Annotated in this window: 10 protein-coding genes; 3 read left to right on the top strand and 7 right to left on the bottom strand. The window is 72.6% G+C overall.

Going from position 1 to position 12,968, the window contains the following annotated elements:
* Positions 1-217 precede the first annotated feature (217 nt).
* From B2P18_RS13055 to B2P18_RS13035, 5 genes are all read right to left on the bottom strand, one after another.
* The gene (locus B2P18_RS13055) at positions 218-904 is read right to left on the bottom strand and encodes a molybdate ABC transporter substrate-binding protein (RefSeq protein WP_286958297.1); all 687 of its coding nucleotides are present in this window, start codon (positions 902-904) and stop codon (positions 218-220) included.
* A 77-nt stretch (positions 905-981) separates the two neighbouring features.
* The gene (locus B2P18_RS13050) at positions 982-2,037 is read right to left on the bottom strand and encodes a PDR/VanB family oxidoreductase (RefSeq protein ID WP_239261469.1); all 1,056 of its coding nucleotides are present in this window, start codon (positions 2,035-2,037) and stop codon (positions 982-984) included.
* Complete coding sequence (locus B2P18_RS13045; protein ID WP_286960724.1) at positions 2,037-3,146, bottom strand: aromatic ring-hydroxylating oxygenase subunit alpha; 1,110 nt, start codon at positions 3,144-3,146, stop codon at positions 2,037-2,039. Before B2P18_RS13045 ends, B2P18_RS13050 begins: the two co-directional genes overlap by 1 nt.
* A gap of 131 nt (positions 3,147-3,277) precedes the next feature.
* Positions 3,278-4,606, bottom strand: coding sequence for an MFS transporter (locus B2P18_RS13040; protein ID WP_034252965.1), 1,329 nt, complete (start codon positions 4,604-4,606; stop codon positions 3,278-3,280).
* A gap of 129 nt (positions 4,607-4,735) precedes the next feature.
* Positions 4,736-6,874 (bottom strand): hypothetical protein, encoded by a 2,139-nt coding sequence (locus tag B2P18_RS13035; RefSeq protein ID WP_286960717.1) that lies wholly within the window; start codon positions 6,872-6,874, stop codon positions 4,736-4,738.
* Positions 6,875-6,941: 67 nt separating this feature from the next.
* Between B2P18_RS13035 and B2P18_RS13030 the strand changes: the two genes are divergently transcribed.
* Positions 6,942-7,736: an enoyl-CoA hydratase/isomerase family protein gene (locus tag B2P18_RS13030; RefSeq protein WP_286960715.1), complete on the top strand. Its 795-nt coding sequence runs from the start codon at positions 6,942-6,944 to the stop codon at positions 7,734-7,736.
* A 146-nt stretch (positions 7,737-7,882) separates the two neighbouring features.
* Positions 7,883-9,520 carry a S8 family serine peptidase gene (locus tag B2P18_RS13025; protein ID WP_286960709.1) on the top strand — a complete coding sequence of 546 codons (1,638 nt, stop codon included), beginning with the start codon at positions 7,883-7,885 and terminating at the stop codon, positions 9,518-9,520.
* A 42-nt stretch (positions 9,521-9,562) separates the two neighbouring features.
* On the opposite strand, the gene B2P18_RS13020 is transcribed toward B2P18_RS13025, so the two are convergent.
* Positions 9,563-10,900: an alpha-amylase family glycosyl hydrolase gene (locus B2P18_RS13020; protein WP_286960699.1), complete on the bottom strand. Its 1,338-nt coding sequence runs from the start codon at positions 10,898-10,900 to the stop codon at positions 9,563-9,565.
* 10 nt (positions 10,901-10,910) lie between these two features.
* Positions 10,911-11,246: a type II toxin-antitoxin system VapB family antitoxin gene (locus tag B2P18_RS13015; protein ID WP_286960683.1), complete on the bottom strand. Its 336-nt coding sequence runs from the start codon at positions 11,244-11,246 to the stop codon at positions 10,911-10,913.
* Between the two features lie 142 nt (positions 11,247-11,388).
* Between B2P18_RS13015 and B2P18_RS13010 the strand changes: the two genes are divergently transcribed.
* On the top strand, positions 11,389-12,954 hold the full coding sequence (locus tag B2P18_RS13010; RefSeq protein ID WP_286960681.1) for a helicase HerA-like domain-containing protein: 1,566 nt from the start codon (positions 11,389-11,391) through the stop codon (positions 12,952-12,954).
* Positions 12,955-12,968 lie beyond the last annotated feature (14 nt).

Below are 12,968 nucleotides of genomic sequence, written 5' to 3'. Positions count from 1 at the left end.
CCGCCGGTGTCGTATGCCGCGACCTGCCGGTCCCGCCACGCGCCGAGCTGCGGCGGAGCCGTCGTGTAGTGACCGTGGATGTCGATGATCATGCGGGGCTCCTTGTGGCGGGGCGGGGCTGGCGTAGACGGGGCTGGCGTGGACGGGGCTGGCGTGGACGGGGCGGGCGTGGACGGGACGACGTGTGCAGGACGAGGGTCGGGTCGGGGAGGCGGGGTCAGTCGCAGGACCGGGCGAGGCGCGCGATGCCGGCGAGGACGGCGGCCGCGGCCTCGGGCTGGTCGGAGGCGGAGACCACCGCGCCGACGAACCTGCTCGTGAGCGCCAGGTCCCCCGGGAGCGGGCCGACGACGGCGACGCCCGTCATGCCCTCCAGCTCGGTGCGCTGCTGGACGACGAGGTCGGCGGTGCCGTCGGCGAGCATGGACCCGACGGGGACGCCGGGCGGGGCCACCACGGTGCGGTCGGCAAGACCCCACGCGTCGAGGATGCGGCGGACGGCGTCGCCGCTGGGGCCGGTGGAGATGCCCACGGCGCGGGCCCGCTCGACGGCCGCCCGCAACGCCTCGGGGGTCGAGACGTCCGGGAGGTCGGCGCCGTCGGCGCCCGCCATACGGCTGGAGCCGTCGGCGACCGCCACGACGGCCTCGGTGGCGAGGACGAGCTCCTGCGGCTCGGGCAGGACGTGGCCCTGCGCGGCGAGGCGCTCGATGGCTCCGGAGGCCAGGACGACGACGTCCACGCCGGCGCCCGAGGCCACCTGCTGCTCGACGTCGACCCCACCGGCGGCGTCCGCGACGACGTCGTCAGCGCCGCCCTGCGCCGCGGGCTCGGCCCCGAGCTCCGTCACGAGCCGGGCCAGGAGCGGCGCGGGAGCCTTGGACGAGAGGATGCGAATGGTCATGGGGCACCACCGGATTCGAGGGAGCAATGGGCGCAGGCGCGTGATGACGATGGTGGCACGGCGGATCCGACCCTGCCTCAGGTGGTCTCGATCGTGACGACGGCGGGCCGCTCGGGCGAGCGCGGCGGCGCGTCGTCCGGCTCGTCCGTGTCCCCGATCCGGGGGGTGCCGTGGGCGACGGCGCGGGAGACGCAGGCGCAGAGGCGGTCGTCGCCGGCCTTCTCGTCGGCGGAGAGGAAGACGTCGCGGTGGTCGACCTGGCCGTCCAGGGCGGTCACCTTGACCTGGCACAGGCCGCACTCGCCCTTGCGGCAGTCCCACATCATGTCGACGCCCGCCCGCTCCAGGGCCTCGAGCATCGTCGTGCTGGCGTCGACCCGCACCTCGACCCCGGCCGCGGGGACGCGGACGACGAAGTCCTGCGGGGCCCAGGACCCTGAGTTGCCGAAGGTCTCGAAGCGCAGGTTGGTCACCGGCAGCCCGCGGCGCTCCCACCCGCGCCGCACGGCGTCCATCAGCCGGATCGGTCCGCACATGTAGAGCTCGGTGGACGCGGCCCGCTCGTCGCCGGCGATGTCGTCGAGCAGGCCCTCGACGTCCAGCGGCGTGCCCTCGGCGTCGACGGCGAGGCGGACGCGGTCACCGTGCTCGGCGGCGAGCTGGTCGACGTAGGCCATGGCGGCGCGGGTGCGGCCGACGTAGTGGACGTCGTAGTCGGACCGGCGGGCCCTGAGGGCACGTGCCATGCTCAGGACGGCCGTGATGCCGATGCCGCCCGCGAGGACGACATACCGGCTCGCACCCACCCCCAGGGGGAAGTTCTGCAGGGGCTGGGTGGCCCGCAGCCGGTCACCCGGGACGAGGGCGTGCATGGCGACCGAGCCACCGCGGCTGGCCGCCGACCGGTGGACCGACAGGGCGAGGCGGCGACCGCCGTCCAGCGACTCGACGACGCTGTAGGAGCGCGTGAGGGTGCCGCGGTCCGGTGTGGGGACCCGGACGTCGACGTGCGCCCCGGGGCGGGCGACCTGCGGCTCGGCATACCGCAGGACCACCCGACGGATCCCGTCGGCCGCGTCGTCGACCTCGACGACGTCGACCTCCTGCCAGTGGGCGACCTGGTCGACCGCCATCAGCCTCGTCCCTCCGCGGCGAGCATGCGCTCGATGATGCGGCGGGCCCACATGCCACCCATGTCGATGTTGAGGCTGTAGAACTCGTGCTCGGGGTTGGCGTCGATGGCCTCCTGCTGCGCCTTGAGCATGACCTCGTCCTCGCCGAAGACGCCGTGCACCCCGTTGCGGAGCTGGGTCGTGATCGTCTGGCTCTCGAGGCGGTAGTTGCGCACGAAGGCCCAGAAGTAGTGGCTCGTGCGGTCGGTCTCGGGGGTCATGGTGTTCATGACATAGCCGTTGACGCCCTCGCTGCGGTCACCCTCGGCCGCCCCGGTGCCGGCCTTGGCGACGCCCACGTCGATGCACACCGTCGACGGCGCCTGGAAGTGGATGATCTGCCAGCGGTCGACCTTGCCGGAGAACCCGGGGAACTTGTCGTTCATGTTCTTGAGCCAGAACGGCGGCGGGTCGATGTCGCTCATGTGCCGCGTCACCGTGACGGTGGTGTCCGTGTGGGTGGTGTCGAAGCCGGCCTCGCTCAGCTCCTCCTGCCCGATCGACGACGAGTGGACGAACTCCTCGTGGGTGAGGTCCATGAGGTTGTCGACGACGAGCTGGTAGTTGCAGTCGGCGTGGATCGTCTCGCCGTCGCCCGCCCACTCCGGGGAGGTCATCCGGTGCATGTCGGGGATGGTGTCCGGGTCGGCCAGGTCCGGGTCGCCGAGCCAGACCCAGATGAAGCGATAGCGCTCCACGGCGGGGTATGACGGGACCGCGGCGCTCGGGTTGATCGTCCGCTGCGCCGGCATGTGGGTGCAGCGGCCCGCCGCGTCGTAGCGCATCCCGTGGTAGGGGCACTGGATCTCGTCCCCGACCACGGCGCCGTGGCTGAGCGGGGCGAGGCGGTGCCAGCACGCGTCGGCCAGCACCACCACGCGGCCGTCCGTGGTCCGCCAGAGCGCGAGGGGCTTGTCGCAGACGCGGCGCGACAGCGGTGCCTTGTTGGTGACCTCGTGGTCCCACGCGGCGACGTACCAGGTGTTGAGGGGGAAGGACAGGATCTTGGCGGTGGCCGGGCCCGGGTTGCCGGCGGGCTGGGCGACAGACGTGTGCTCGGTGACGGACATGCGGGACTCCTTCGTCTCCTGGCCGGCGGTGCCGGCCGTTCATCAGTCTTGTGCGTTGTCGGTGCTGCCGCCCAGCCACAGGGCCGAGGCTCAGGTCCTAGGCTCGGGGCCGGTCCCTCAGGGCAGCAGCGTCAGAGGGCGGACTCGCGGGTGGTGCGCAGGCCCAGGAGGCAGACCGCACCGATGATCGAGCCCATGGCCATGGCGATGGCCACGCCCTGCAGGCCCATGCCGCTCTGGAAGAGCAGGCCGGCGAGGACGGGACCCAGCGCGGCGCCGGCGCGGCCGACACCGATCACGAAGCCAGTGCCGCCGGCGCGGACCGCCGACGGGAACGAGTGCGCGACGAGGGCGTAGAGCCCGGAGACGGCGCCGTTGGTGAAGAAGCCACCGAGGGCCGCGAGGAAGGACAGCCCGGCGAGACCGTCGGCGCCGTGGCCGAAGAAGATGACGGCCGCGGTGGACGCCAGCATGGCGCCGATGACCAGCAGGCGGGTCGAGAGCCGGACCGACAGGAAGCTGAGCGTCAGGGCGCCGATGAGGCCACCGACGTTGGCCCACACCAGGACGCCACCGGCGGACGCGGGCGAGAAGCCCATGTCGACGACGATCTTGGGGACCCACTTGAGGATGAAGTAGAAGGTCATGATGTGGGCGAAGTAGGCCGCGGTCAGCAGGATCGTGATCCGGCCGAGGCCGCCGGAGAAGAGCTGCTTGACCGAGGTGCGCGGCTCGTCGGCGGTCATCGGGGGCAGGCTCGCGACGGTGCGGTGACCGAGCTTGGTCATCGTGTCGTTGATCCGCTCCAGCGCGCCGTGCGGACGCTTCTGGACGAGGTAGCCGACCGACTCCGGCAGGACGAAGTACACGACCGGGAGCATCACGACGGACATGACGACTCCGAAGTAGAAGACCGAGCGCCAGTCGCCCGTGGAGGCGAGCAGGCCGGAGGCGATCGAGCCTCCGACGATGGCGCCGACCGGGTATCCCGCGGACATGATCGCGACGAACATGCTCTTGAGCTTGGCGTTGGAGAACTCGGCGACGACGGCGTTGGTCACCGCGAGCATGCCCCCGATGCCGAGGCCGGTGAGCAGCCGGTATGCCGAGAGGACCACGACGCCGGTGGCATGCGTCGCGAGATACATCCCGAGGCCCATGATGACGAGCGAGACCATCAGCGTCTTGCGGCGACCGATCCGGTCGGCGATGTTGCCGAGGATGATCGAGCCGACCGCCATGCCGATGAGCTCCATCGACAGGACCAGGCCGAGCGCGGCCCGGCTGACGCCCCACTCCTTGGCGATGCCGGGCGAGGCGAAGCTGATGGACAGGACGTCGAAGCCGTCGAGGGCGTTGAGGGTGGTCGCGATGGCGACGGCGAGGTACTGCCGCCCGCCCATCCGGCCCTTGGCGAGGATCTGGCGCGGATCCTCATCAAAGCGAGTCGACTCTGACACGTTGGGGGACCTCCGTCTAGTTGCCAGGATTCCTGGCAGGGAGCCCCACAGTGACAGAGGCCACGACGCGGGGGCCAGAGCCCTTCCGCCTGGCAGAAGACCCAGGGTGAGCGGGGGCGGTGGCTCCCCTCAGGAGGCTGCTGCGTCCGCCGCGCGATCCGGGGCGTGGCCAGGCGCGTGGTCGGCCGGGGGCTGGGGCGCGCAGGCGGTCATCAGCACGACCAGCGGCACGATCAGGATCGAGCCGGCGGGCGGGATCGAGGTGCCGGAGTCGTTGGTGAGGAAGCCGACGATCCAGCAGAGCACGATGGCGGTGAAGCCGATGCGCAGCAGGGGGATCTGGCGCTCGAGACGGGTGAGGGGGCGCCCGAGCGAGGAGAGCGGGCGGCGGGCGGCCCAGGCGGCGAGGAGGAGCAGGACGGGCACGCCGAGGTTGACCCACTGCGAGGTGAGCATGGACCAGTTGTTGACGAAGGTGCTGCGCACGACCGAGGTGAGGTCGCCGGTCTCGATCAGGGTGGCGAGGAAGTCACCGATGTGGCTGCGCTCGTAGCGCGGTCGCAGCATGTCGAGGGTCGCCATGACCAGCGCGGTGAAGGCGCTGAGGGCCGCGATCAGGGCCACGCCCCGCCAGGTCGTGCGTCGCCCCGAGGCCTTGAGGGCGAGGTAGCCGAAGCCCCAGACCAGCGCCAGGGACCCGCCGGCCTCGTCCCCGAGGGCGTAGTGCCCGTCGACCGCGACCGTGACGATGCCCATGGCCGCGATCACCCGGGCCGCCCGGCTGGGGTCGCGGCGGGACAGGCGCCCCGTGAGCAGGGAGGCGGCGAGCAGGGCTCCGCTGGCCGTGAGGGCGAACCCGACGTTGCCGAGCCCGTGCAGGCGCCCGCCGTAGACGGGCTGCAACCCCATCATGGTCATCAGCTGCAGGTGACCGCCGAGCACGAGGTCGACGGCGAGGACGAGAGCCGTCGTCGCCGCGAGGAATCCCGCGGGGCCGGCTCGACGGCTCCGCCAGGGTCCCCGCAGCGCGACGGCGGCGAGCGCCGCCGCCCACCCCAGCACCGAGATCACCAGGCCCATGGTCGGGTGGTCCCACCGCCACCACGGCACCAGTCCGGCGAGGAAGGTCGAGACGGGGACGGCGGCCACCGCGGCGGAGGCGATGCGCAGGGCCCGCCCGGCCGAGGACCGACGGATCGTCTGGCCCCGGCTGCGGTCCCGCTGCAGCACGAGCAGGATGACGCCGATGGTGAAGAGCGAGACCAGGACGTAGGTCGTGAAGAACGGCCGCACGAGGTGGTGCTGGACGTCCAGGGCCCGGGCGGTGCCGGCCAGCTCGGCGCGCACGTCGTCGCCGCTCGCCCCGGGCAGCACCACGGGGATGCGTCCCTCGTAGCTCGTGCCGGGCAGCGCCGAGACGCGCGAGGTCACCAGAGCGGTGAGGTCGGTGGTCCGGATCAGCCCGGGCTGGCGCGACGACGCCGACGTCAGTCGCCCCTCGGGGATGCCTGGTCCCCTCATCAGGACCGCGCGCAACGACTCGGGCGCCTGGTCGTCGGCGTGCCCGGTCACGACCAGGGTCGCCTCGCGCGGCAGCCGGTCGACGATCCGCGCCAGCCCGTCGTCGTCGACGCCGTCGAAGGACACGAAGGTGATGGGGCAGCGCCGCAGGTCGGCGCGCCGGGGGTCGGGCTCGTACGACGCCACGGTGCCGTCCTTGCGCACCGCCCCGACCGCCGCTCCCGCCCCCGCCGCGGCGATGCACTGCCCGCGCTCGCGCAGCTGGGTGCCGAGGAGGCCGAGCTCGGCGGGCACGGGCTGGGCCAGCAGCTCGGCCCGCCAGCGCGGGAAGTCCGGGAAGCGCGCCGGGCCGCCCAGCTCGCCGAGGCCGCCGGTCGGGACCGGGCGGGGGATCGGTGGGCAGGGCACGACGGGACCGCTCGCCGGTGCCTCGGGCGTGCCGTCGTCGAGCGAGACGCGGAACCCGGACGACAGGGTGGCCCAGACCGATCCGGAGCAGCTGTGCCCGGCCACGGCGTGGGTGGCGACGTTGCCGATGGCGGCGTCGTCGGCGAGCCGGTCCAGGGTGGGGGTGCGGCGCTCGTCGACGTCGGCCCAGCGCAGGGTGGGCATCGAGACGACGACGAGAGGGCCGGGCTGCGCCACGGGCTCGGTGCGCGTGCGCAGCAGCGGGGTGAGGAGGGTGACGAGGGCGATCACGAGGATCCCGAAGGCCGTCAGGCGAAGGAAGGACCTGCGTGACGGCATCGCTCCAGGGTAGTTGACCGGCCGGGGAGGTGCGTCCCTCGGGCCGGTCCTGTGGTGGGGTGGTGCCATGACGACCGTCGAGGGGCTCAGCACGTATGTCGACGGCGGGGTCGCCCGCCTCGTCCTGGACCGTCCCGCCAAGCGCAACGCGATGAGCCTCGAGATGTGGCAAGGGTTTCCGCACGTCCTGGGGGACCTGGTCGAGGACCCGGCGGTCCGGGTCGTGGTGATCGTGGGAGCCGGGGACCATTTCTGCGCCGGTGCCGACATCGGCGACCTGCTGTCGGGCCCTGACCCGGCCGATCCGATGGTGCCGGTCCGCGAGGCGGACCTCGCCGCCCAGCGGGCCCTGCTGGACTGCCCGAAGCCGACGGTGGCCGCGGTGCGGGGCAGCTGCATCGGGGGCGGGCTGGAGCTGGCCGCGTCGTGCGACCTGCGGGTGGCCGAGGAGGGTGCGCGGTTCGGGTTGACGCCCGCCCGGCTGGGGGTGGCCTACGCGCCGACCGGCATACGGACCCTGCTGGACCTGGTCGGACCGGCGACGACCCGGCGGCTGCTCCTGACCGCCGGCCTGATCGACGCGGTCGAGGCGCACCGGGTGGGCCTGGTCGACGTGCTGACCGGGCCGGGCGAGCTGGACGACGCGGTCGCGGGGCTGACCGACGAGCTGTGCAGCCGCTCGCAGCTCACGATCGCGGCGGTCAAGGAGACGGTGCGGCTGCTGCTCGACGGCGAGGACCCGGAGCCCGCGGCGCGGGCGCGCTATCGCGAGACGATCGCGTCCGGCGAGCTGGCGGAGGGTGTGCTGGCGTTCACCGAGCGGCGGGACCCTCGCTTCTCCTGGGCGGGCGGGCCCGCCTGACGGGTTGCGCCGAACGGGTGGGCTTCGGCGTCGAACGCGGCACGCTGACACTATCCACGGCGTGACGCACGGTCAGGCGACATAACGTTCTGTGACCGCGTGGTGCGAACCCTGCTCCCGTGCCCTCGTCGAAGGACCCCTCCACCATGCAGACCCGTGCTCACGCCGGCGTCGTGATCGCCGCCCTCGCCGCCCTCGCGCCGGCGGTCGGCAGCCCCGTCGCCGCCCATGCCTCGGGCGTCGCCCCCGCCGTCGCCGCTGGGACGTCCGCGCACGCGACCTGGGCCCGACCGTTCGCTCCGGGTCCGGCTCCCGCTCCGGGTCCGGCCCTGGCTCCGGCGGAGGGTCGACCGCAGGGGTGGGCGGCCCGCACCACCTCGGTCACCAGCGCCCCCGGCGCCGTGGCCGCCCCGGCGCTCGCCACCGGCGCCTCGCGGATCCGCGTCGTCACGACCCGGGTCGTCTCCCGCCAGCCCGTCATCAGCACGGCGACCGTCCCGGCAGCCCAGGCCGTCGGCGCCGTCGACCGCGCCCAGGACACGCCCGGCGCCGTGGCCGTCACCGTGGACACGAGGGTGCGCGCGACGGCATACAACGATCCGCTGCGCCCCCAGCAGTGGAGCCTCAGCGCCCTCGGCGGCGAGACCTTCCACGCACGGGTGAGCACCACCGGCGTCACGGTCGCCGTCGTCGACACAGGGGTGGACGGCAGCCACCCCGACCTGCGCGGGGTGCTCGTGCCGGGCGCGCAGTTCCTCGAGCCCTCGGCGGGCGGGACCCGGGGCGCCGGCGCTGTCGACCTCGACGGGCACGGCACGCACGTCGCCGGCATCATCGCGGCCGTCGCGCACAACCGTCTGGGCATCGCGGGTCTCGCGCCCGGCACGCGCATCATGCCGATCAGGGTGCTCGACGCCAACGGTGAGGGGTGGTCGTCCGACATCGCCCGCGGCATCATCCACGCCGCCAACCGCGGCGCCAAGGTCATCAACCTGTCCCTCGGCGGCACCCGCGACGCCGCGGTGGACAAGGCCGTCCAGTACGCCAACGCCAAGGGGGCGGTGGTCGTCGCGGCCGCCGGCAACGAGCGGGCCCAGGGCAACCCGGTGACCTACCCGGCGGCGTACGCCAACGTCATCGGCGTGGCTGCCACCACCAGCGCCCGACGAGCGGCGCCGTACTCCAACACCGGGTCCTACGTCGACATCGCGGCCCCCGGCGACCGCATCGTCTCGACCTATCCCCGGGCCATGGTCCGCTCGGGCTACGTCCGGATGAGCGGCACCTCCATGGCCGCGCCCGCCGTGTCGGCCGCGGTCGCCGGTCTCAAGGCGGCTCGGCCCACGCTGACCACCTCGCAGGTGCAGGCGCTGCTGAGCCGCACCGCGGCCGATCTCGGCACGCGGGGCCGAGACAACACGTACGGCGCCGGCCTCCTCGACCCCAACAAGGCGCTCTGCACGGTCAAGGCCTGCCCCGCGGCACTCACCTGGTCGGGCGTGCGCTCGTGGGCCCCGGTCGTCGGCACCATGGCCACCGGCACGGTGACCGCCCGCACGGTCAACGGCTCCGTCCTCGCCAACGCGCCCGTCCGCACCTGCTGGGCGATGTCGCACCTGCGCGGCCGGCTGCAGTGCTCGGACCGCCGCACCGACGCCGCCGGTCGGGTGCCGACGAGCTTCACCGTGCGCAGCACGACCTCCGTGACCGTCCGCTTCCTGGGGACGTCGGCGGCCACCTCGTCGTCGACGACGGTCACCTACCGGCCTCGCGCGGCCCGCTGACGGCCGTATGACGCCGGGCGCTCGTCATACGGCCGTCAACCGTCAGCCGAGGAGCAGGCGGTAGTCCCAGGGCCCCAGCTCCACGGGCTCACCCTCCACGATCTCGACGGTCTGCTCGTCGGACCCGTCGGAGCCGTCGGACCCGTCGGGCGCGAAGAAGTCGCGGTAGTGGCCCGGCGCGGGGGACTCGCGGAAGGCCACCGAGACCGGCTCGGGGGACAGGTTGAAGGCCGCGAAGACCTTGGTGTCGTCGTCCTGGCGCACGAACGCCAGCACCCGGTCGTCCGCCGTCGTGGGCACCGGCACCATCGGGGCGCCGTGCTTGCCGCTCCAGAGCGCGCGGGTGTCGCGCCGCAGCCGGATCAGCCGGGCGTAGAGGTCGCGCATCGGGTGCTCGGCCCAGACGATCTCGTCCTTGTCGAAGAAGGAGAGCCGCTTGTCCATGCCCGCCTCCTGACCGTTGTGGATCAGCGGCATCCCCTTGCTGGCCACCGAGAGCACGATCGCGGCCTCGAGGGCGTTGCCGAACTGCTCGTACTCCGTCCCCTCCCACGCGTTCTTGTCGTGGTTGGAGACGAACAGCATGCGGATGGAGTCGCGCTGGTAGGCCTTGGCGTCCCACGCGTAGTAGACGCGCAGCGCCTCCAGGTCGGCCTTGCCCTGGGCGATCTTGTGCAGCGCGTCGTTCCAGCTCCAGCCGTAGGTCATGTCGAAGGCACGGTGGTGCAGGTCGCGCGCCTCCCACTCGGCGAGGAGGAAGACGGGTTTGATCTCGTCGAGCACCGCGCGGACCGTCTCCCAGAAGTCCGTCGGCACCATCCCGGCGACGTCGCAGCGGTAGCCGTCGACGTCGACCTCGCGCACCCACCAGGCCATGGCCTCGGTCATCCACTCGCGCAGCTCGGCGTGGGAGTAGTCCAGGTCGATGATGTCGTCCCAGTCCCACCACGGGGTGGGGCGGAAGTCGCCCTTCCAGTCCCGGGAGTACCACTCTGGGTGCTGCTCGATGAGCACGTTGTCCCAGGCGGTGTGGTTGGCGACCCAGTCCAGGATGACCTTGAGGCCGAGGTCGTGCGCCGTGGCGACGAAGTCCTTGAGGTCCTCCACCGTGCCCAGCTCGGCGCTCACGGAGTAGTAGTCGCGCACCGCGTAGGGGGAGCCGAGCCCACCCTTGCGGTTGACCTCGCCGATCTCGTGGACCGGCATCAACCACAGGATCCCGACGCCCAGCTCCGCCAGCCGCGGCAAATGTCCCATGGCGGCCCGCAGGGTGCCCTCGGGCGTGAAGTGTCTCGTGTTGATCTGGTAGATCGTGGCGTTCACCGACCACGACGGGTGCTCGAAGGGGGTCTCGGGGGTGGGCTCGAAGCTGTGGGTCACGCCCTCCAGGCTAGAGCTCGCGCAGCGGCTCGCCGACCGGAGCGCCGGGGGCGTCGAGGTTGAGGACCCGCGCGTGCAGGTGCGGGCGCTGCTGGAGGGCGGCGCGCAGAGCACGGTGCAGCCCGTCCTCGAGATAGAGCGTGCCCTGCCACTTGACGACGTGCGCGAACAGGTCGCCGTAGAACGTGGAGTCCTCGGACAGCAGCTGGCGCAGGTCGAGGGTGGACCGCGTCGTGACCAGCTGGTCCAGGCGGACCAGGCTCGGCGCCACGCCGGCCCAGTCGCGGGTCGTCACCTTGGCGTGCTCGGGATAGGGGCGGGCCTCACCGATGGCCTTGAAGATCACGCTCCGTAGTCTAGTTGTCCGTCCGCGGCGCACGGGAGTTGCCGCGCGCTGGATGGTGCGCGCTGGTCGGCGCACCAGGCGTGCACCACGGCTGCCGCGCGGATCAGGGCCAGGCGACCCAGTCACCGCTATCGTCGGACGCGTGACCGACTCGACCTCGCAGCTCGACCAGATCCGTTCCGGCTATGCCTTCGAGGGCCCCGCCCTGGACTTCGGCGCGGCCGTCGTCGACGGCACCGCCCACCCGGACGTGCCCGTGCGCATCCCGCTCGCCGTGATGAACCGCCACGGTCTCGTCGCGGGCGCCACCGGCACCGGCAAGACCAAGACGCTGCAGCTGATGGCCGAGCAGCTGTCCACCGGGGGAGTGCCCGTCTTCCTCGCCGACATCAAGGGTGACCTGTCGGGGCTCGCGTCCCCCGGCGTCAGCAACGACAGGCTCGCCTCGAGGGCCACGGACGTCGGTCAGACCTGGGAGGCCACGGGCTTCCCCACCCAGCTGCTCACGCTCGGCGGGCTCGGCAAGGGCACCCCGATCCGCTCGACGATCACGAGCTTCGGTCCCACCCTGCTGTCGAAGGTGCTGGGGCTCAACGACACCCAGGAGTCCAGCCTCGGGCTGATCTTCCACTACGCCGACACCAAGGGCCTGCTGCTCGACGACCTCAAGGACCTGCGCGAGGTCATCACGCACCTCACCAGCGACGAGGGCAAGGCCGAGCTCAAGACCATCGGCGGGCTGTCCAAGGCGACCGCCGGCGTCATCCTGCGCGAGCTCGTGACCTTCGAGAACCAAGGCGCCGCAGCGTTCTTCGGTATGCCGGAGTTCGACACCGCCGACCTGCTGCAGGTCGGGGCCGACGGTCGAGGCGTCATCTCCTGCCTCGAGCTGCCCGCCGTCCAGGACCGCCCGGCGCTGTTCTCCACCTTCCTCATGTGGCTCCTCGCCGACCTGTTCCACGACCTGCCCGAGGTCGGCGACGTCGACAAGCCCAAGCTCGTGTTCTTCTTCGACGAGGCGCACCTGCTCTTCGACGACGCGTCGGACGCCTTCCTCGACGCGATCGAGCAGACCGTCCGGCTGATCCGGTCCAAGGGCGTCGGCGTCTTCTTCGTGACCCAGTCGCCCAAGGACGTCCCCGCCGGCGTGCTCGGCCAGCTCGGCAACCGCGTGCAGCACGCGCTGCGCGCCTTCACCCCGGACGACGCCAAGGCGCTCAAGGCGGCGGTCTCCACCTACCCGCGCTCGGGCTACGACCTGCAGGCGCTGCTGACCCAGCTCGGCACCGGCGAGGCCGTCGTCACCGTGCTGTCCGAGACCGGCGCGCCGACGCCCGTGGCCTGGACCCGGATGCGTGCGCCGCAGTCGCTGATGGCCCCCACCCCGGACGCCGAGCTGGACCGGCTGGTGGCGGCGTCGCCGCTGACGGCGCGCTACGCCGCGGCGCAGGACCGCGAGTCGGCATACGAGAAGCTGAAGGCGGCCCAGCAGGCGTCCGAGCCGGCCCCTTCGCCGGCTCCCGCGTCCGCCCCGGCGGAGAAGCCCCAGAAGCCGGAGAAGCCCCAGAAGCCGGAGAAGGACGACCCCGGCCTCGTCGAGCAGGTCGTGCAGTCCTCGGCGTTCCGGTCGATGCTGCGGTCCGCCGGCACGCAGATCGGCCGCGAGATCACGCGCTCGCTGTTCGGCACCGCCCGCCGCCGCCGCTGACCTACCTCAGGTAG

It is taken from the genome of Arsenicicoccus sp. UBA2120 (assembly GCF_002330965.1).
Classification (GTDB): Bacteria; Actinomycetota; Actinomycetes; order Actinomycetales; family Dermatophilaceae; genus Arsenicicoccus; species Arsenicicoccus bolidensis.
The sequence above is the reverse complement of the archived record's forward strand: the minus strand, read 5'-3'. Positions and strand labels throughout refer to the sequence as shown.